At 67.0% G+C, this 18,239-nt stretch carries 20 protein-coding genes; 17 read left to right on the top strand and 3 right to left on the bottom strand.

Annotated features, from left to right (window positions below; translation table 11 throughout):
- The first annotated feature begins 107 nt into the window (after positions 1-107).
- The 16 genes from proC to R5W23_RS31090 all read left to right on the top strand — a co-directional run bounded on the left by proC (position 108) and on the right by R5W23_RS31090 (position 14,580).
- Positions 108-938, top strand: a complete 831-nt coding sequence (gene proC / locus R5W23_RS31165) for a pyrroline-5-carboxylate reductase (protein ID WP_320689753.1) — start codon at positions 108-110, stop codon at positions 936-938.
- Positions 939-1,051: 113 nt separating this feature from the next.
- On the top strand, positions 1,052-2,596 hold the full coding sequence (guaA, locus tag R5W23_RS31160) for a glutamine-hydrolyzing GMP synthase (protein WP_320689752.1): 1,545 nt from the start codon (positions 1,052-1,054) through the stop codon (positions 2,594-2,596).
- A 226-nt stretch (positions 2,597-2,822) separates the two neighbouring features.
- Positions 2,823-3,065, top strand: coding sequence for a hypothetical protein (locus R5W23_RS31155; protein ID WP_320689751.1), 243 nt, complete (start codon positions 2,823-2,825; stop codon positions 3,063-3,065).
- 34 nt (positions 3,066-3,099) lie between these two features.
- Positions 3,100-3,513: a hypothetical protein gene (locus tag R5W23_RS31150; RefSeq protein ID WP_320689750.1), complete on the top strand. Its 414-nt coding sequence runs from the start codon at positions 3,100-3,102 to the stop codon at positions 3,511-3,513.
- A gap of 837 nt (positions 3,514-4,350) precedes the next feature.
- Entirely contained in the window at positions 4,351-4,983 is a 633-nt protein-coding gene (locus R5W23_RS31145) for a hypothetical protein (RefSeq protein WP_261187770.1), read from the top strand.
- A gap of 114 nt (positions 4,984-5,097) precedes the next feature.
- Complete coding sequence (locus R5W23_RS31140; protein ID WP_320689749.1) at positions 5,098-5,589, top strand: DUF2314 domain-containing protein; 492 nt, start codon at positions 5,098-5,100, stop codon at positions 5,587-5,589.
- 110 nt (positions 5,590-5,699) lie between these two features.
- Positions 5,700-6,287: a hypothetical protein gene (locus R5W23_RS31135; RefSeq protein ID WP_320689748.1), complete on the top strand. Its 588-nt coding sequence runs from the start codon at positions 5,700-5,702 to the stop codon at positions 6,285-6,287.
- Between the two features lie 135 nt (positions 6,288-6,422).
- Entirely contained in the window at positions 6,423-6,968 is a 546-nt protein-coding gene (locus R5W23_RS31130; RefSeq protein ID WP_320689747.1) for a hypothetical protein, read from the top strand.
- A gap of 125 nt (positions 6,969-7,093) precedes the next feature.
- Positions 7,094-7,507, top strand: coding sequence for a hypothetical protein (locus R5W23_RS31125; protein ID WP_320689746.1), 414 nt, complete (start codon positions 7,094-7,096; stop codon positions 7,505-7,507).
- A 106-nt stretch (positions 7,508-7,613) separates the two neighbouring features.
- On the top strand, positions 7,614-8,252 hold the full coding sequence (locus tag R5W23_RS31120; protein ID WP_320689745.1) for a hypothetical protein: 639 nt from the start codon (positions 7,614-7,616) through the stop codon (positions 8,250-8,252).
- Positions 8,253-8,668: 416 nt separating this feature from the next.
- Positions 8,669-9,148, top strand: coding sequence for an SMI1/KNR4 family protein (locus tag R5W23_RS31115; protein WP_320689744.1), 480 nt, complete (start codon positions 8,669-8,671; stop codon positions 9,146-9,148).
- A gap of 86 nt (positions 9,149-9,234) precedes the next feature.
- Positions 9,235-9,615 (top strand): hypothetical protein, encoded by a 381-nt coding sequence (locus tag R5W23_RS31110; protein WP_320689743.1) that lies wholly within the window; start codon positions 9,235-9,237, stop codon positions 9,613-9,615.
- Positions 9,616-9,707: 92 nt separating this feature from the next.
- Positions 9,708-10,751 (top strand): hypothetical protein, encoded by a 1,044-nt coding sequence (locus tag R5W23_RS31105; protein WP_320689742.1) that lies wholly within the window; start codon positions 9,708-9,710, stop codon positions 10,749-10,751.
- A 479-nt stretch (positions 10,752-11,230) separates the two neighbouring features.
- Positions 11,231-11,611: a hypothetical protein gene (locus R5W23_RS31100; protein WP_320689741.1), complete on the top strand. Its 381-nt coding sequence runs from the start codon at positions 11,231-11,233 to the stop codon at positions 11,609-11,611.
- A gap of 115 nt (positions 11,612-11,726) precedes the next feature.
- Positions 11,727-11,984 carry a hypothetical protein gene (locus R5W23_RS31095; protein WP_320689740.1) on the top strand — a complete coding sequence of 86 codons (258 nt, stop codon included), beginning with the start codon at positions 11,727-11,729 and terminating at the stop codon, positions 11,982-11,984.
- A 139-nt stretch (positions 11,985-12,123) separates the two neighbouring features.
- A complete protein-coding gene (locus tag R5W23_RS31090; protein WP_320689739.1) occupies positions 12,124-14,580 on the top strand; it encodes a hypothetical protein in 2,457 nt (818 codons plus the stop codon).
- Between the two features lie 290 nt (positions 14,581-14,870).
- On the opposite strand, the gene R5W23_RS31085 is transcribed toward R5W23_RS31090, so the two are convergent.
- The 3 genes from R5W23_RS31085 to R5W23_RS31075 all read right to left on the bottom strand — a co-directional run bounded on the left by R5W23_RS31085 (position 14,871) and on the right by R5W23_RS31075 (position 17,521).
- On the bottom strand, positions 14,871-15,254 hold the full coding sequence (locus R5W23_RS31085; RefSeq protein ID WP_320689738.1) for a response regulator: 384 nt from the start codon (positions 15,252-15,254) through the stop codon (positions 14,871-14,873).
- Positions 15,255-15,696: 442 nt separating this feature from the next.
- Complete coding sequence (locus R5W23_RS31080) at positions 15,697-16,563, bottom strand: hypothetical protein (RefSeq protein WP_320689737.1); 867 nt, start codon at positions 16,561-16,563, stop codon at positions 15,697-15,699.
- 22 nt (positions 16,564-16,585) lie between these two features.
- Positions 16,586-17,521: a hypothetical protein gene (locus R5W23_RS31075; protein ID WP_320689736.1), complete on the bottom strand. Its 936-nt coding sequence runs from the start codon at positions 17,519-17,521 to the stop codon at positions 16,586-16,588.
- A 366-nt stretch (positions 17,522-17,887) separates the two neighbouring features.
- Between R5W23_RS31075 and R5W23_RS31070 the strand changes: the two genes are divergently transcribed.
- Entirely contained in the window at positions 17,888-18,148 is a 261-nt protein-coding gene (locus R5W23_RS31070; protein WP_261189981.1) for a hypothetical protein, read from the top strand.
- Positions 18,149-18,239 lie beyond the last annotated feature (91 nt).

Here is an 18,239-nt window from a genome sequence, read left to right as displayed (position 1 = left end):
GAGACATTACACGGCCGCCGAACCGGAAGCCAGCATTTCCGCGAACGGGCCGCAGTCACTAGGATGAATCTTTTCCCCCTGTGCCGGCCCGTGGGGTTCGCATTCCGATGACGCATGAGGATCTGTTCCCGCTGTCAATCGGGTTCCTCGGCGCCGGCCAGATGGCCACGGCCCTCGGGGCGGCGTGGGCGAAGGCCGGGCTCCTCGACGCGGCGCGCAGCCGGGCGGCGGACCCGTACCCCGAGACGCGCGCGAAGTTCCAGTCGGCCACCGGCATCGAGGCCGTCGCGTCGAACGCCGCCGTGGCCGCGCAGTGCGACGTGCTGGTCGTGGCCGTGAAGCCGCACAACGTCTCGGCGGTCGCGGTCGAAATCAAGCCCGCACTGGAACCGCGGCACTTCGTCATCTCGATCGCCGCGGGCGTCACCCTGAATACGCTTGCGGCCGAATTCGGTACCGCGCGGCTGGCCCGCGTGATGCCCAACACCCCGTGTCTGGTGGGCGCGAGCGCGAGCGGGTACGCCACGCGGAACCCGCAGCCGGACAACACCGACACCGCTCTCGTCGGGAAGCTGTTCGGCGCCGTGGGCCAAGCGTTCCACCTGCCCGAAAACCTGCTCGACGCCGTGACCGGCCTGAGCGGCAGCGGCCCCGCCTACGTGTACATGTTCATCGAGGCCCTGGCCGACGGCGGCGTGAAGTCCGGCCTGCCGCGGCCGGTGGCCCAGGCGCTCGCGGCCCAAACGGTCCTCGGCGCCGCGAAGATGGTGCTCGAAACCGGCCTGCACCCGGGCGCGCTCAAGGACGCCGTCGCGAGCCCCGGCGGCACCACGATCGCGGGCATCCACGAGTTGGAGCGGTCCGCGTTCCGCGCCGCGGCCATCGGCGCGGTCGAGGCCGCCGCGCGGCGCGCCGGAGAGTTGGGGAAGAAGGAATAAAAGAGTTCACCGCAGGGGGCACGATACGGGTGCAGAAAAGAAGCTAACGCACGGCCCGTGTTTTCTCGCGCCCTCGCGTGCCCCCTGCGGTGAAGCCGTTACTGGTTCCACACATGACAAACGAACTGGTCCTGATTCTCGACTTCGGCTCGCAGTTCGGGCAACTGATCGCCCGGCGGGTGCGCGAGCTGAACGTGTTCTGCCAGGTGGTGCGGCACGACATCTCCGCGGCCCGCGTGAAGGAGCTGAACCCGAAAGGGATCATCCTCTCCGGCGGCCCCGCGAGTGTGTACGAGCCGGGCGCGCCGCACTGCGACCCCGCGGTCTTCGACCTCGGCATCCCGGTGCTCGGCATCTGCTACGGGATGCAGCTCGCGTGTCACTTCCTGGGCGGCAAGGTGGGCGGCGCGGCCCACACCCGCGAGTACGGCCGCGCGACCCTGAGCGTGACCGACCCGGACACCATCTTCAAGGGCTACCCGCCCGAGTCGATCGTGTGGATGAGCCACGGCGACCAGGTGCAGAACGTGAGCGGCGACTTCGTGCCGCTCGCGGCCACGGACGCCTGCCCGCTGGCGGCGGTGAAGCACACGTCGCGCCCCATCTTCGGGCTCCAGTTCCACCCGGAGGTGGCCCACACCCCGCACGGCGGCCAGATCCTCGCGAACTTCCTCCGCGACGTGTGCGGCTGCTCCGGCCAGTGGAAGATGGCCGCGTTCATCGAGAACACGGTCGCCGAGATCCGGCGCAAGGTGGGCACCAGGCGCGTCATCTGCGGGCTGTCCGGCGGGGTCGATTCGAGCGTCTGCGCGGCCCTGCTGGTGAAGGCCATCGGGCCGCAGGTGGCGTGCATCTACGTCGACAACGGCCTCATGCGCGAGGGCGAAACGGAGCTGGTGAAGCACACGTTCCGCGACTGGTTCAAGGCCGACCTGCACGCCGTGGACGCGCGGGAGCGGTTCCTGACGGCGCTCGCCGGCGTCACCGACCCGCAGCAGAAGCGCAAGATCATCGGGAAGGTGTTCATCGACGTGTTCAAGGAGGAGGCCAAGAGCATCCCCGACGCCCACTTCCTCGCCCAGGGCACTCTGTACCCGGACGTGATCGAGAGCGGCGGCTCCCCGGACGGCCCGGCGGCGACGATCAAGCTGCATCACAACGTCGGCGGGCTCCCCGCGGAGCTTGGGTTCGAGCTGATCGAGCCGCTGCGCGACCTGTTCAAGGACGAGGTGCGGCACCTGGGCACCGAACTCGGCCTGCCGGAAGACGTGGTGTGGCGGCACCCGTTCCCCGGGCCGGGGCTCGCGGTGCGGTGCCTCGGCGAGGTGACCGAGCCGAAGCTCCAAACGATCCGCAAGGCCGACACGATCTTCCTGGAAGAGCTGCGCAAGGCGGGCTGGTACCGGAAAACGTCGCAGGCGTTCGCGGTGCTGCTGCCGGTTCAGAGCGTCGGCGTGATGGGCGACGGGCGCACCTACGAGAGCACCATCTGCTTGCGGTGCGTGCAGACCGACGATTTCATGACCGCGGACTGGTCGCGCCTGCCCGAGGACCTGCTCGCCCGGGCCGCCACGGCGATCATCAACCGGGTGAAGGGCATCAACCGCGTGGTGTACGACATCAGCAGCAAGCCGCCCGCCACGATCGAGTGGGAGTGATCGGGGTTTGGAACGCGGAATGAGGTCGTAGTCACCGCAGAGAGCACAGAGGGCGCAGAGAAGATCGAGCCAAAGCAATTTCGCAATCCCACTCGATTTCGACGTTCGGTGGCGCATGGCTTTCTCAAGCTCCCCCTTGCTATTATTGCCTTCTCTCTGTGCCCTCTCGTGCTCTCTGCGGTGACTACTGTCTTTGGAAAGCCATAACGGTGGAGGCGTTCCAGCCGTGCGAGCCGACATCTGTGCGTCCGACGACTACGCCACCCGCGACCGTCTCCTCGCGGCCATTTACGAGCTGGGCGGCTCACCGGAGGGGGACACCGAAGCCCTGGGTGTGGGGTTACACCGCTACCGGTTCCCGGCGGGCGAGTTGACAGTGTTCGCGGACGCGTGGCTGGTGGACGTGGAAGGTCCGGACCAGTTGGTACGCGACCTCCTACAGTTAATCTCCACCGGGGAACGCGGTTAAGACCTTCCCCCTTCGTACCACAAGGAACACGCCGATGATGGCTTGGCCGACGATGATTTGCGGCGCGCTGCTGGTTCTGGTCGGGATCGTGGGCTACGGCACCTCGGAGGTGCAACCGCCGCCGATGACGGCGCTGATCCCGGCGTTCTTCGGAGCGGCTTTGGTGCTGTGTGGCGCGCTGGCGTTCAACGACAAGATCCGCAAGCACGTGATGCACCTCGCGGCGATGATCGGCCTCCTCGGCGCGCTCGGCGGGTTCATGCCCCTCGTCCGCCAGATCAGCAAAACCGGCGAGTTCGATCCGACGAAGAAGTCGGCGATCTCCGGCGAACTGATGATTCTGGTGTGCGTGGTGTTCGTCGGGTTGTGCGTGAACTCGTTCATCCAGGCGCGGAAGGCCCGCAAGGCGCGGGAGTCCGCAGAGGCGAGCGGCGCGCCCGCGGTGTAACTGGTTGCGGCCCGGACGTATCAGAGAGTGGCCCGTGGTGTGCAACCGCGGGCTCATTTCGGAAAACCAGCGGTCGCAAATTTAAGAAACAGGTCTCGCGCCGCCCGCTTGGTAGGCCCTCCCGGTCCGGTCGGGCTTACGGCCACAACACCCGTCAGGCCACACGAACACCCGTCTCCATTCACGCGACCTTCACGCTATGCAGAGGTCACGACAGTAGTCTTGCGGCTCCACCTCAAGGCTGGTACAAACCCACAGGTTTGTACCAGCCTTGAGGCGACAGGGACGGTCTTTAGCACACTAAGCACTGCTTCGGCACACAGAGGGGCTTCGCGGTGGAGGAATGCTTGGCGTACTTCCGACAAGCCCTTGCTGCACCGCTCAGCGTCCCGCCGTGGTCTGCGTGGTAGACGGCCAACGCCGAGCTGGTCGAGCGCGTCTTTCCGCGTCTGGAGTTCGTCCGGCTCAAGCACCGTCGGCTGTTGGGGGTGCAACAGATTCTCCAGAACGCTGGCGAGTTGCCGGAGGACTACTGCCCGCCGAGTCCATTGCTCAGCGGGTCGTGCAGCGAATGCGGGGAGCGCACCAACCACAGCGCGGGTCCGGGCGGTGGGTGTATCGCCTGCACTAACTGCGGTGTTGTCTGCACCTACCGCTGCGGCCCGGCACCAGCACGGAGTGCCCAAGAGGCCGAACCCGGCGCGGCACCTAACACCGCCTTCTGATTCGGGACGCACCGCTCATCCGATGGTGGCGGTGCAGGTGAGCGGTCTGTTCGGCAACCCGAGGCGCACCTTGACCGAGGCGCAGTGGCTGGAATGCGAAGATGCGTGTTGGATGCTGCGCTTTGTGCGCGGCGATGAGCGCAACGCCCTACCGGAGCGTCGGAGCCGCCTCTTCGGCGTCGCTTGTTGCCGTCGCCACTTGCACCTAATCGTTGATCCCAGAAGCCTGAAGGCGCTCGACGCGACGGAGCGGTGCGCCGACGGGGCCGCGACAGCCGACGACTTGGAGAGGGCATACGCCGAAGCGTTCGAGGTTGTGGCGTACTACGCCGAGCACCCCGACCGCCGGAACGACAAAAGGTTCGAGGCCTGGGGGCGCGCCGCAAACGCCGTTGCCGGAGGTTGCCATGAGCACGAGCTTGCCGAGGGCGTCGCACTCGAAGTGCTGACCGCGGCAGAGGCGGCCGGCCTTACCGGCGAACCGGCGGCGCAGTCGGACCTTGTCCGCGACATCTTCGGGAACCCATTCCAGCCGGTTGCCTTTTCCCCGGCGTGGCGGACCGAAACCGCGGTATCGCTGGCGCAGCGGATGTACGAGTCCCGCGACTTCAGTGCGATGCCGATCCTCGCCGACGCGCTCCAAGATGCCGGGTGCGATGACGCCGAGTTGCTCACCCACTGCCGCGGCCCTGGTCCGCATGTGCGCGGGTGTTGGGTCGTGGACTTGGTGTTGGGTAAGGAGTAGCATCGAGCCGAACCCAGCGCGGCACCTGACACTGCCCGCGGATTTGGGACGCACCGCGGCCTGTGCTGTGGCGGTGTAGGTGAGCTGTAAGTTCGGCACCCGGAGGGCGCACGGATGGCGGATGCGGACAAGCCGACGACGTACACTCCGAACATCCTCTGGCTTGACGGATCGGACCCTGAGATGGCCACTGCGGTCAGTGTGGCGCAGCGGGCGTTCGACCAATACCGCGAGGCCTTGGAGCGGGCGGCACGCGCCGTCGAGGACTGCGGTGTCAAGGTTTTCTTCCCGAGTCGCCATGCCCCGACAACCGGGGAACATATGTGGGTTAACGAGGTGACGTTCGGACCCGACGGCATGACCGGAACCCTGTGCAACGATCCCGGGTGGTTGCGCGGGCTCGCATGCGGTGACCGAGTGCCGTTCACAATCGACCGGGTAAGCGACTGGTTCTACGTGTCCGGCGGAGTGCTGCACGGTGGGTTCACCCTCAAGGTGCTGTTCCGCCAGTACACGCCCGAGCAATTCGCCGAGTGCCGCAGCGACCCGCCGGCGTGCTACCTCGCCGACTGGTACGATCAGCAGCGAGCCGATCGGAGTGCATAGGAGCCGAACCCGGCGCGGCACCTGACACCGCCAAGTGGTTTGGGACGCACTGCTCCCTGGGAGGGGGCGGTGCAGGCGAGCTTCATCGTTCGGCACCGGAGACGCAGCGGATGACGGCGGATGCTTGGGACCGCTGCGACGACCCCCGCAAGCTGCTGGAGTGGGTCCGCCGCCGCGGCTCCGACCGCCGATTCCGCCTGTTCGCCTGCGCTTTCTGGCGCTGGGCGGAGGCGAACGACGGCGAGCCCCCACCGGCCGCGGCCCGGGCGCTGCAGTTCGCCGAGTCGTGGGCCGAGTCGGGTGTCCCGCCGGACGGCTATCCGGCGGGGTTCCCGGGCTGGCACCCGCTGCTGGCCCGGACCGGGTTCGACGCGGCGAGTTGGTCGGTCCGCGGGTCGCCGGCGTGCGGCCGGGCGTGGATCGGCGAGGCCGAGCAGGCGCAGCAACTGGCCCTGATCCGTGAGGTGTTCGGCAACCCCTTCCGGCGGTTGGCGTTGGCTCCGGCTTGGCAGTCCGAGACCGTGCTTGCCTTGGCCCGGGGCATCTACGCGGATCGCTCCTTCGACCGCCTACCGATCCTAGCCGACGCGCTTCAGGACGCCGGGTGCGCCGACGCCGACGCACTCGCTCACTGCCGCGGACCGGAGCCGCACGTCCGCGGTTGCTGGGTGGTGGACATGGTGCTCGGCAAGGAGTAGGTTCAACGCCGCACTTGGCGCGGCACCGGACCCGGCCACGTAGTTTGTCTCCCGGCGCTCACGGCGCGTCGTGGTCGCGCGCTGGAGGGCGGCCGGGCCGGTGAGCGGCATCGTTCGGCAAGGCGAGGAATGCGGATGTCATGGCGAGCCGGAGCCGAGCTGTTCGCGGACGTGTGGCCGCTGATCCAAGCGCGCGTCCGCAACAAGCGGCAGCGGCAGGAGGTTACCGCAGGCTTGCTTCGGCTTCTGGTCGAACACGACGTTGATCCGTCGGACGTAGCGGATATCCACCCGGAGGTCCGCGCGGCCCTTGCGGCGATCGGTGCCGAGGTGCCAGAGTCCGGACCGGGCGCGCCGGACGAAGCGGTCGCCGGCTGCATCCGCCAGCTCGTCGCCACGGACGCCAAGGACCGGGCGGCGGCCGCCGAGGCCTTGCGGCACTTCGTTCCTGAAGCCCGCGAGCCGAATGCTGCCGCGACCGCCGCACTGCCCGCGCTCGCCGGACTGCTGAGCGACCCGGTACCAAAGGTTCGGCGTGAAGCAGCGATGTCAATCCGCGTTCTGGTTCGGGCCGGATACCCTCTCCCGGCCGACATCGTGGCAAACCTCCGGGCCACCACGTGGGATGACGAAGTTGTCGCGAGCCGGGTACGCGACGCACTGGTCGCCGCAGGTCGTTAGGCCGAGCCCGGCGCGGCACCGGACCCGGCCAGTTGTCCGGTTTCGTGTCGCTCATCCGTTTGTCGTGTTGGTCGCGGGTGTCGCGGCCGGGCCGGTGAGCTCATCGTTCGGCCACGGAGGCAGTGATGCGCCAGTGTCGGCGGCGGTTGATGTGTGCGTTGGCGATGATCGGCCTGGCACCGGTCGCCGCGGTCGCCACGGTCGCCAACGTGTGGGCGGCGACCCGAAACCGGCTGACGGTAACTAACTCATCCGGGCAAGGGGTTCATGACCTGACAGTCGCGGTCGGCGGAGAGACCATCCGGTTTGGCGATCTGGCATCCGGTGCGTCCGCCTCTGCGCGATTCCGCATCGATCATGAGGAGAGGTTCGAGGTGCGATGCCGGCTTACCGACGGGACCGCGGTGCATGAGTCCACGGGGTACGTGACGTGGGCAGATGACCTGTTGGGCGTCTGCGCGCGTTTGCTCATTCTGCCCGAAGGTGCGCTCTACTGTTCCCACGCGACACCCGCCACTGTACCGGACACCGCGGCGTAGCCCTTTTTCCGGTACTCGCCGAGTGTTCGTATCGCGGCTTGGTGTCGCGGCCGGGCCGGTGAGTTTGATTATTCGGCCGACGTGTGTTTGTGGGTGAGGGGCACTGGTGGCGTCGCGAGTCGTACTGTGGGCGGTGGTCAGTCTGGTGGCGGTCGCCGCTCCCGCGGCACGGGCCGACATGGGCCTCCCGGGGGTGCGGACCGCCCGCCCCACCCACTTGATCACGACCGCCGACCGGCTCCCGGGGTACGTCTTCCTGGTCCACCGCCCGGGGTTCGGGACCGAAGCCGTCGAGCTCGGGCCGGGCCAACCGGTCACAGTCCCGGTACATCGGGACCGGATCGACCGTGTCCAGTTCGTCATCGTCCCGCGGGCCGCGGCGGCCGAGTTCACGACGCCGGCGGCCTTGGCCGAGGCGGCGGCGGCCGGACGGGTGCCGGCAGCGGTCGTCCGGGAGTTGCCGTTCAAGGAGGCGGTGCCGGTCTGGGGCGCGGACGAGATCACCCTCCGCTACCGGGTCGAGCTCACCCCGGACGGCCGGCCGGAGCTAGTCCGCACCACCAAGGACCAGGGCTATCAGTGCTGCGTCGTTGCCTGTGCTGCCCCGGTCGCGCTGGTGTCCGCCGGGTTGTGGCTGGTCCGTCGGTCGCGGCGGGGCGGGCGGGGCGGGCCAACGGACCGTGAGGCGAGCAATGGGGATAGCGGACGGGCCGAACCCGGCGCGGCACCGGACACCGCCCGCTGATTCGGGACGCACCGCTCATCGTGTGATGGCGGTGCAGGCGAGCTCATTTTTCATTCAGTCGCAGAGTGACACATGACTCCAATCCGTGTCCCTGTAACGACTGCGTGGTCGGCGAGGTTGGCAAGGTGGTTAGCACCAGAGGGAGACATCGTCGCCTTGGGTGACGTAATTTGCGAGGTGCATACCGATCCGGGTGAGCTATGGGAATGCGAGATGCACGTCTGCGCTCCCGCAAGCGGGCGACTGCGGCAACTCATCCAGGTCGGGGCCGTAAAGTTGGGCCAGCACATCGGTGACATCCTGCCGGCGGACGCTGAACCCGGCGCGGGGCCTGACGCCGCCGGCTGAAGGGGGGCGCACCGCTTATCCGGTGGTGGCGGTGCAGGTGCGCGGTACGTTCGGCGGCGGAGGCGCGAATGACGGAGGCGGATTTGGCCCGAATTGAGGCGTCCCTCGGCGCTCCGCTCCCGGCACACTACCGTAACTTCCTCCGGGACCACGCGGCCGAGTTACGGGCAGTCAAGGCGCGGTGCCCAGACGCGATCGAGTTGTACTTGGAGGCCGACGAGATCGTCCAGCGGAATGCGGAGGTCCGAGACGGCTCGTTGTACGTCCAGTTCGGCGATGACAGCGACCCGTGGCCGACAGACTTCATTCTGGTCGGCGGGTTCCCGGAAAGCGGCAACCATATCCTGGTCAACCTGGAGAGCCCGCGGGAGCGGGTGTGGCGATACGAACACGCAGGTGGGTCCATCGTTCTGCCGGCCGAGTTCGCGTCCTGGGCGGAATACCTGGAACTCGTCCCTCAGCGGGTCGAGTGGCGGGACCTATACGACCGCGCACGGGGAAAAGGGCCAGGCACCGAACCCGGAGCGGCACCGGACGGCTGCACATAGCTTGTTTGTCACACCGGGCGCGTGGTGCGCGGCCGGTGAGCTTCAGGTTCGGCACCCGGAGGGCTTCGGCGGTGGGAGCGCCCCTGATGATGTCGTTGCCCGCAACGCAACTCCCGGCCCTTATTGCCGGGTTGGAGGCGGCCGGCATCCGCACAACCCTGCGGCGGTTGGACCCGGCCACCGGCAACACCGAGTACGTCTGCCGTCGCGGGCCGGTCAGCTTCGCCCTGGGCGCCTTCCACGACCCGGAGGCGGGCGGGCTGTTCGTTTCGTTCACGGCCGACCTGTCCCGGTGGCGGTGGTGGAACTTCCCGTTCCTCTGGCTAGCGGGCCTCCCCCGCGCCCCGTGGGAGCTGCGGCTCCAGCGGGACGCCTACGCGGTGCTGTGGTCGCTCGGGACGCGGCGGCCGGGCGGGGGCGACGAGCCAGACGCCGAACCCGGCGCGGCACCGGACCAGACCACGTAGTTTGCTTCCCAGCGCTCAGTGCGCATCGTGGTCGCGCACTGAAGTCGCGGCCGGGTTGGTGAGCTTTCAGTTCGGCAATAGAGGGCGTGTGGATGGATACCGATCGCCGCGATTCCCTCCGCAGGACCGTTCTCGAATCCCTCGGGCCAGAGGAGTACGACCGCCTCGTCGTTTCAGTTCCCCACGCTCGGCGGGCGGGGCGACTTCGGTACTGGCAGGAGCAATCGCTGGCCCGCGTCCCCGGCGGTCCTGTCCGGCTTGAGGACTTCGTTGCGGCGTTCGAGGGCGCGCCCTTGCAACAGCCGCCCGCTCCAGCGCCCGCGCAGGCAGAAGGGGAAACCAACCAAGCCGATTGGAAGAAGAACGCGCCGGTGTGGGTGCAGGAGGATCGCCAACTCAACGAGGCGGAATGGCTGGCGGCTCCGCACCTCATCTGGATGGTGGCGTATCTGCTCGACGAACAACGGGACCGGCCCGGCGAAGATCGCCGACACATCCTCTTCGGGTGCGCCTGTTGTCGGGACGTGTGGGATCTGATCCAGTGGGACGCGGCGCGACGGCTCGTAGAACTCGCGGAAGACTACGCCGACGGCAGGATCAGCGAAGCGGAGTTCAAAGCCGGTGCCGCCCCCGCCTTGTTCGCCGACCTTGAACCCCATTACCGCGGGCTTGGCGATCCACAGCAATTGTCTGCTCGCGCGCTCCACGCGATTGGGGCGGCAAGAGGTCTCGCCTCGGACGACTACAGACGGTCGCACGGTGCCTACGGCGTCGCTCAAGAAACCAGCACCGATGCGCGGTATGAGTTCATCCCAACGCCACAACGCCCGATGAGTCCCAAAGCCGGGTTTGTTCCTCCAGATCACGAGCAGATACAGCAAAAGGTTCCGCTGCTTTTCGACATCTTTGGCAACCCGTTCCGCCCGGTCGCCTTCGATCCCGCCTGGCGCACAGAGAACGCGTTAGCGCTCGCCCGGCAGATGTACGCGTCGCGTGAGTTCTCCGCCATGCCGGTTCTCGCTGACGCGCTTCAAGATGCCGGCTGCGACAGCGCGGACATCCTTGACCACTGCCGCGGCCCCGGCCCGCACGTCCGCGGTTGCTGGGTGGTGGACTTGGTGCTGGGCAAGAAGTAGCATCGAACCCGGCCCGGCACCTGACACCGCCGACTGACTTGTTACGCATCGCTGCTCGGTTGTGGCGGTGCAGATGAGTGCATTGTTCGGCAACCGGAGGCGTGCGGATGAGCCGGGTTCGCTCGTGGCAGCGGGTTGTCCGATGGGTCGCCGATGCGGTGTTGATCGTGGTCGGTACCGGTTGGGTCGGCCTGATGCTGTGGGACTTCGTCCTGATGAACTTGCACTTGGTCCCATCGTGGGACGTGGGTCTCACGTTCTGGTGGCCTGCCGCTTGTGTCACCTTCCCGTTAGCGGGAACGGCTGTGGCCTGCGGAGGCCTGCTGCTGCTACGCGGTTGAGGCGGGCTCCGCGAGCCGAACCCGGCGATGCACCCGACACCGCCATCTGGCTGATTGGGGACGCATCACTCATCGGGACGGGCGGTGCAGGTAAGTTTGTTCTTCGGCAACCCGAGGGCAGCGGATGTGGAGCAGTGTGTGAATGGCATGGTCGTCTTCCACAGCCCGGCCGAGCGCCAGGCGAGTGCGGCGGTTCACGGCTCTTGGTCCCGCACTCCCGCCGAGTTGGTGCTCGAAGCCAGAGCCAACGGCGGATTTGGGAACGATGTTCACAACGTTTGCGCGGAGTTCCTTGGGTGGCTTCTGGCCCGATCCCCGCGGCCGGGCTCGTTCTGCGTTCTCAGCCTGCCCGGCGTACCGTGGCACGGTACCGACGACGAGTGGGAGCGGTGGTATCACCGGGTGATGGGCGTGCTGGCGGAGCAACTTCCCCCGCCGGTGCTGGTCAACCTCGACGACTTCTCAGTGTCACAAGGTGGGCAGGTGGTGTGGGCACCGTCGATCCGCTGCAACGGGTAGCCGCAGGGCCGCAAATGCACGCCGAACCCCGTCACGGCTTCTGACGACGCCGGCTGATTCGGGGCGCATCGCTCATCCGGTGACAGCGGCGCAGGTGGGCTTACTATTCGTCCGCATGAGCGATTCGTCCCATTTGCTGGATCTGACATCTCAGGCGGCTGCCGTGCAACGGTTGCTGCGCGGTCGTAGCGAACCAGACAAGCTGGAATGGGTGGCGGCACGCGGTCGGCTTGAGCGTGTGGCGACGGCGTTCCTCAACGCGCGGCCGACTTACAGGTTTGTGTCGACCGTCGGTATGGAGTGCGTATTCTTTATCAACGGAGACGAGTTCGTATTCATCGGCGGCCACACGACATTCACCGTCAATGAGTAAGCAAGAGCCCAACCGGTCGCCGCACCTGAACGCCAGCACACATTTGCTTTCCCGCTCCACCTGTTCCCGTGCCGGTGGTTGGTTCACCGGCGGCAGGTAAGCTTAATTGTTCGCGCCCTTGCCTTTTTCGGACGCCCTCATGTCGATTCCCGTTAGTTGCCCGAACTGTTCGGCGAAGTTGAACGCCCCGGCCGCCGCCGCCGGGAAGCGGGTGAAGTGCCCGAAGTGCCAGACCGCCTGCTCGGTCCCCCCGTCGGCGTTCGAGGTGGTGAACGACGCCCCCCCGGCGTTCGAGGTGGTGGACGACGACGCGTCCCTGCCGATCGCGCGCCCCTCCACACGGGCCGCCGCTCGCCCGCGCGGCGAGCCGATCCCGGGTCCCGACGCGGGCGACGCGACGCCGACGCGGGCAATGCGTCGCCCGAGGTCGGGCGACGCGGCTGACGAGCCCGACGCCCCCCCCAAGAGGAAGCGCGCTCTAGTCGGGTTGTTGGTCGGTTGCCTACTTGTTTTCCTGCTCATGGCGGGGGGCGGGGCGTTCGGAGTTTACTGGGCCGTAAAGCGTTACAGAGCCACGCACTTAGCCCCAGCGCCGGAGACCGTATCGCTCGACAACTGGGAGGAGTACACGGAGCCCGGTAACGTGTTCAAGGCCCGGTTCCCCGGCGCGCCCGAGCGAAAGGACTGGAAGCCGAACGGTAACGTCAAGGTGACCAGCGACATCCGCGAGTACCGGGCTGGGGGCTCTGCGCTGGGTAAACCGAGCGTCTCGTTCTTCGCGGGCTACGTCCGCTTCGCCGACAACGTGCGCCCGTCGGAGATCGAGGACGCGAAGAAATGGCTGACCACCTTGTGCGCCGCGCCGTTGGAATTCGGCGGCACGCCGATGACAACGAAGGTCACGGTCGGCGGGCGTGAGTGGGACGAGAACAAGATGGTCGTGTACAACTCCGTCGGGAGCACCGGCGTCGTCCGCTGGCACCTGGCCGGTTCGACCTTGCACCTGATCGGGTACCGGGCTCAGAACCAGGCGCCTCCGGCGGACGCCGTGGCGCAGTTCTTCGACGCTCACGTGGTCCTCGGCGGCGACCCGGGGGACCCCGATCCCGACCCCGCGACGCCCGACGTCTGGCCCGCGTACACTTCACCCGGTAACTTTAAGGCCGCCTTCCCGGGCGACTCGAAGGCCATGAGCGCCGACACGCTCGACGGGGCGAAGGCGACCGAGTTCCGCGAGTACACGGTCAAGGCCCCCGGCGGTTGGACGCGCACCTACTTCGCCGGTTTCGTGCGATTCGCCGCCGCACCGACGTACCCGCAGCGCGAGAGGGTCGCCCGGTTCGTCCAGCAGCAGGGCGTGCCGAACTCGTCCAACGGCCGGCGGCGCGTCGATTTCGGCGGTTGGCCGCTGGGCGAGGAGCACCGGATGGACGTGCGCAAAAGCCGCGAACTGTACGGCACCAGCGGGATCGTGCGGTACGTTCAGGCCGGCGACACGATTTACGCGGCGGGCATCAAAAGCCCGCGCATGCCGCGTGACAAGGAGGTCGAGCAGTTTTTTGGGGCCTTCGAGATCCTCGCGGCCAAGCCCGGGCCGCTCGACCGCCTGCTGGCGCCCGACTGGGCCGAGCACCGGCCGGCCGATGGTGCGTTCCGGGCCGCGATGCCCAAGAACGTTCACCGTGTCCCCCCACTGCCGTACGACGCCGCGCCCGCAGGTGTCAAAATCAAGTCGCTGGAGTGGTATCGTGCGGACGAACTGGACACGACTTTTTTGGTCGGCGTCGTCCGGTTCCTGCCGGACACCGCAGAGGCCGATCGGCAGAAAGTCGTAGACGCGCTAGCCCGGTTCCAAGCGGTCTATGTGGGCAAGCCGACCGTGTATACGGACAAGAACGTCTCCTGGGCCGGTCGCGATGCGATCGATCGCACGTACCCGGACTCGGCAAGCACTGCCAGGATTACGTGCGGCAACGACGCAGCATACATAGCCGTCATCAAGAGAACCACGCACCCGAGCGACATGAAGCCGACCGTGTACGATGCGATCAGCCCGTCCGTCGTGCAGGCATTTCTGGACAGCTTCTCGTTCGACAAGAACGCGCCGCCGCTCGTGCCGCCGAAGCCGGTCGAATGGACGGCGTACAAGTCCGGCGAAGGGTTCGGCCCGAGTTTCGCCGCGCAGGTGCCGCCGGTGAAGAGCACCTCGCGGCGCAGCCTACGCCTCACCGCGTCTCAAAAGCAGACGTTCCAGTCCGTCTGGATACACCGCATCACCGACGGGCCGGCCGCGTTGACGGTACTCGCGATCGAGTTCGTCCCCGGCACGACGGCCGCGGCCCGACAGACGGCGCTGAACTCCCTGGCCGACTCGGTGATGGGGCCAGCGCAGGGGGCAAAGCTCAGCGCCCAAAACAAGATCACCTGGGGCGGCCGGGACGCACTGGAACACGTTTACACCCCCGACGATCTCTGCGCGTGTCGCCAGACGCACAACGAGACGACCGGTTACATTGCCGGCGCTTACGCACTCGACGGGAAACTGGACGCAGCGAAAGCGAAGCGGTTCTTGGACAGCATCACGTTCCCCAAATGACGGCCGGGCGCGGCTTCTCGCACCTCGCACGCGCCCGATGACAGCGCCCCGATCTCGCCCACTTGGGCGGGCTCGGGCGTGGCTCGCCCCGTGGGCGCTGCAACGACCGCGCATGACGGCAGACCCGCGTCAGCAACCGGAGTCGCATGCGGGTGTCCCGTATCGCGACCGCCCCCCACGAACTTAAAGTCACTGTCCCCTGCCGAAGGATAGTGGCCGCAAGATTGAGATGTTCCGCCCACCGGCGGGAGGTGGGTTCAATCATCGGCGCCATTCAATCGCGCCCGGTATCAAACGGTCGCGAGCGAGAGCACTAGTTCGAGCGCTGCACCGAGGGCGGTCAGGGTGACCGGCTTCGCCAGCACCGTGACCGCGCCGCGGCCGAGCAGTTCGTCCGGCCCGTACGCGCCGGAGTTCCCGGTCAGAAACGCGCACTGGATCCCGGGGTCGCAGGCCCGCAGGGCGTCCAACGTCGCCGGCCCGTCCATGCCGGGCATCAAGACATCAAGGAGGGCGGCGGGCGGGTTGTGCTCCGCTGCCAAGGCCACGGCCTCGGCACCACACGTCGCCACAAGCGCCGTGTGCCCCAGATGCGTGACCATTGATGAGACAACCGCCCGCACCGCGGGGTCATCGTCCACGACAAGTACGAGCGAGCCCACCGGTGCCGACATGATCCCCTCCCTGCCGCCAGTTTGAGCCGGAATCCTCCGACAAAGATCGAATCCTAATGCAACTCACGCGCCGGGCGTCTCAACCGTCAACGGCTCTGCGAGGCCCGGCCTCCAGAGTTGGGGAAAAACGGCACATTGGGCCAGTTCGGTCAGCTACCCAATCCCGATCCGGCGTTAATAAAGGATGGCAACGACGTGACCAGAGATGTGCGCGAAGCAGATTCAAAAGCACAACTTTTCGTCACCACAATCCGATCGTGCGGATTGTGCAGATTACGCAAGCCAACAATCGGCCGCACAAACGATAACCGCTCAATGTCGGCCGTAATCGCGAGGGGTAGGAGAGCGGGCGGCTAACGACCGCACCAAGCACCACGGTAAAAGCCGCCCCCCACTCGACGAGGTGAGAGCGGCTGTTGCTCACATTCGTACCGGCGGCGGGTCACTTCTTCTTGAACTCTTGGCGCATGTTGCGCACGTTCTGTTGCACCGCGATGGGCAGTTTGGAGCGGAGCAGGTTGGCGCCGTCGAACCACCCGGTCGGTTCGGCGAAGATGACGTGCTGCTCCACGAACACGGCCCCGACCGGGTCGGACAACTTCGTGATTTTCAGATACATGGCGGCCCCGGCCCACGGGTTCGCCGGCCCCGGCTTGTCGCCGCCGAGCGCGCGCCACTGGTTCGGGAACTCCTTGTCGCCCGCGAACCGCGGGTCGATCTCGGCGGCGGCCACCAGCGAGTCGGCGTTGCGGCTCCAGACCGCGTGCCCGGTGCCGGTCAGCCGCACCTTCTCCAAGAAGTCGAACTCGAACGTGCCGTACCCCTCGCGCTTCTCGTCGCCCTTCTTGATCTCGATTTTGCGCTTCGCCAGATCTTCGGGCTTCAACGGCCCCCCTTTGCCGCCCCCGCTGCTTTTGCCCGCGTTCAGAAACCGGTCCAGGAACTTGTCGTCCTGAAGGCGCTTGAAGTCACCGTAGGCGATGAACCACACGTCCACCCCCCGGGCCGGGGCTTTCGGGTCGGCCGGCTTCACGTCACGAATCCGCAGCAGTTGCGGCGCCACCAGCGAGTCGCGCACGAACTCGTCGTAACTGTAATCGCTGCCGATCAGCCCCTTGATGATCTCCTTCTGTTTGTCGGCGGAGAGGCCGTCGGACATCGTCGGCGCCGGGAACTTGGCCGTCGCCCCGCCGCCGACCTCCAGCCCCGTGCCGGTCAGGCGCTTGAACAGCGAGTTCTGTTCGGCGTGGTTGTCGGCCGGGGGCTGGGCGGGCGTCGCGGCGAGCGCCGCAAGGAGGAGAGCGTGCATGGGGTGAATCGTCCTTGGAACGTCAGGGGCGATGTCCGACAATCAGCTTCCGCAAATCGGTCTCGAGGGCACGGGCCTCGTCCGGGGCGAACCGGGTCCGGGCGGCCCGCTCGCGCAGTTCGGGTGGGAGCACCATCTCTACCCGGTGCGGCGGCAACTTGTCCACCGCGAATGACAGGTCCGAAGGGCGCGGCCCGTTGAACTCCGTCGGATCGGGGATCAGTTCTGCCTTATCGACGCAATTCGGTTCAAGTTGTACCGCCCGGGTCAGGTCGCCGCACTCACCGCCTTCGGCACCGAGCACCCAAAGCAGCACGTCCAGTGCCCCCGTCTCCGGGTTCGCCAACAGGGCGTAGCGGTAGCGGACCATCCGGTTCCGATTCGCGCACCGAACGATAACGGGGGTATCGATGAGTGCAAACGCCGGGCCGCGCGCCGGAATCACCGCCTGCCCCTGAATCTTGTACCCGGTGTCGAGCACCTGGCGCTTGATCCAGTCCATTTGGACGCCGTTCTGGGACGCCGTCTCGGTAGTGACCACCGTGTCGCCGTTGGTGCCGTGCGCCCCCAACCCAAGCCCGACCGCGCGCAGTCGGTACGGAGCAGCCGGTCCGGGCGACTCTCGCGTCACATCCGCGGTGAAGGCGGTGAACATCCACCCGGCCATGCGGACCGTCAAGTTGCGGCCGATCAGGGGCACGGCGGGCACCCGGCCCGTTTCCGTCTCGCGCACCCGGGGGAGGCTCTTGATGACGAGGTGCGACCACCCCTTCGGCGGCCCCTGTTCCACGACCGTGCCCGGGGCAATCATCTCCGGCGGGCCGGCGGTCACGTCGTAATCGCCGGCCCACACTGGCGGCGCGGCCGGCGGTTGCCCGAGTTGCGTCGCCAAGCCGGCGGCTAGGAGTGCCGACACGGCGAGAGCGGCCGGCGCCAGAATCATCTTCCGAACGCGCACATCGAACCTCCTGTTCCAGAGCGGTGTAGAAGATAGAACCGTTTCCGGCCGCGGGAAAGCGAATCGTGATCGGCCGTCAAATTTTCAGACTCGACCGAATGCGTTCCGGCCTGAGTTTGGTCGGGCTGATTCTCGACCGGCGTGACTTGGCCCGGCCTCATCATTCGCGCTAAAACAAAACAAATTCTATCTCGGGCCTGAATTTTGCTGCCACACCGGATAAGGCGATCCTAAAAACTCGATTAGGTGTACAAATTCCTCTGGACCAGTGTTTGGTGGGTCGGCAAAATGCGGGTGTTGACTGATTTTCAGTGAAAGCCGAATCGCGTCAAACGCGAATTGGTCCCCCTCCGACCCGAGGCTTCCATGAACCGCGCCCGTCTGTCCCTGTTCGCGCTCGAAAACCGCGAGAACCCGAGCGGCCCGACCCCGATCGACCCGATCGGTCTGCCGGGGCCGGCCCCGACCGACCCGGTGCCGCCGCCGCCGCCCACCACGCCCGTCGTCGTGGACATCGGTGTTGCGATCGGGACGGCCATTATCGACGCGACCACTACCACCCCCGCCACGCCGAGCGACACCAATAGCATCACCAAGGGATCGACCGATCCGTACATCCTGCCGTAAGTGACCGGTCGGCTTGATGCGCGCAAAAACGCACCGCGGCCCCGCATCCGAGTTGTTCGGATGCGGGGCCGCGGTGCGTTCGTTCCGGGCG

The organism is Gemmata algarum (assembly GCF_034097035.1).
GTDB classification, from domain to species: Bacteria; Planctomycetota; Planctomycetia; order Gemmatales; family Gemmataceae; genus Gemmata; species Gemmata algarum.
The sequence above is the reverse complement of the archived record's forward strand: the minus strand, read 5'-3'. Positions and strand labels throughout refer to the sequence as shown.

What these genes read in the sequence shown, in the direction of transcription:
- proC (WP_320689753.1), top strand. Translation starts at nt 108, where the DNA reads ATGACGCATGAGGATCTGTTCCCGCTGTCAATCGGGTTCCTCGGCGCC.
- guaA (WP_320689752.1), top strand. Translation starts at nt 1,052, where the DNA reads ATGACAAACGAACTGGTCCTGATTCTCGACTTCGGCTCGCAGTTCGGG.
- R5W23_RS31150 (WP_320689750.1), top strand. Translation starts at nt 3,100, where the DNA reads ATGATGGCTTGGCCGACGATGATTTGCGGCGCGCTGCTGGTTCTGGTC.
- R5W23_RS31145 (WP_261187770.1), top strand. Translation starts at nt 4,351, where the DNA reads ATGCTGCGCTTTGTGCGCGGCGATGAGCGCAACGCCCTACCGGAGCGT.
- R5W23_RS31140 (WP_320689749.1), top strand. Translation starts at nt 5,098, where the DNA reads ATGGCGGATGCGGACAAGCCGACGACGTACACTCCGAACATCCTCTGG.
- R5W23_RS31135 (WP_320689748.1), top strand. Translation starts at nt 5,700, where the DNA reads ATGACGGCGGATGCTTGGGACCGCTGCGACGACCCCCGCAAGCTGCTG.
- R5W23_RS31130 (WP_320689747.1), top strand. Translation starts at nt 6,423, where the DNA reads ATGTCATGGCGAGCCGGAGCCGAGCTGTTCGCGGACGTGTGGCCGCTG.
- R5W23_RS31125 (WP_320689746.1), top strand. Translation starts at nt 7,094, where the DNA reads ATGCGCCAGTGTCGGCGGCGGTTGATGTGTGCGTTGGCGATGATCGGC.
- R5W23_RS31115 (WP_320689744.1), top strand. Translation starts at nt 8,669, where the DNA reads ATGACGGAGGCGGATTTGGCCCGAATTGAGGCGTCCCTCGGCGCTCCG.
- R5W23_RS31110 (WP_320689743.1), top strand. Translation starts at nt 9,235, where the DNA reads ATGATGTCGTTGCCCGCAACGCAACTCCCGGCCCTTATTGCCGGGTTG.
- R5W23_RS31105 (WP_320689742.1), top strand. Translation starts at nt 9,708, where the DNA reads ATGGATACCGATCGCCGCGATTCCCTCCGCAGGACCGTTCTCGAATCC.
- R5W23_RS31095 (WP_320689740.1), top strand. Translation starts at nt 11,727, where the DNA reads ATGAGCGATTCGTCCCATTTGCTGGATCTGACATCTCAGGCGGCTGCC.
- R5W23_RS31090 (WP_320689739.1), top strand. Translation starts at nt 12,124, where the DNA reads ATGTCGATTCCCGTTAGTTGCCCGAACTGTTCGGCGAAGTTGAACGCC.
- R5W23_RS31085 (WP_320689738.1), bottom strand. Translation starts at nt 15,254, where the DNA reads ATGTCGGCACCGGTGGGCTCGCTCGTACTTGTCGTGGACGATGACCCC.
- R5W23_RS31080 (WP_320689737.1), bottom strand. Translation starts at nt 16,563, where the DNA reads ATGCACGCTCTCCTCCTTGCGGCGCTCGCCGCGACGCCCGCCCAGCCC.
- R5W23_RS31070 (WP_261189981.1), top strand. Translation starts at nt 17,888, where the DNA reads ATGAACCGCGCCCGTCTGTCCCTGTTCGCGCTCGAAAACCGCGAGAAC.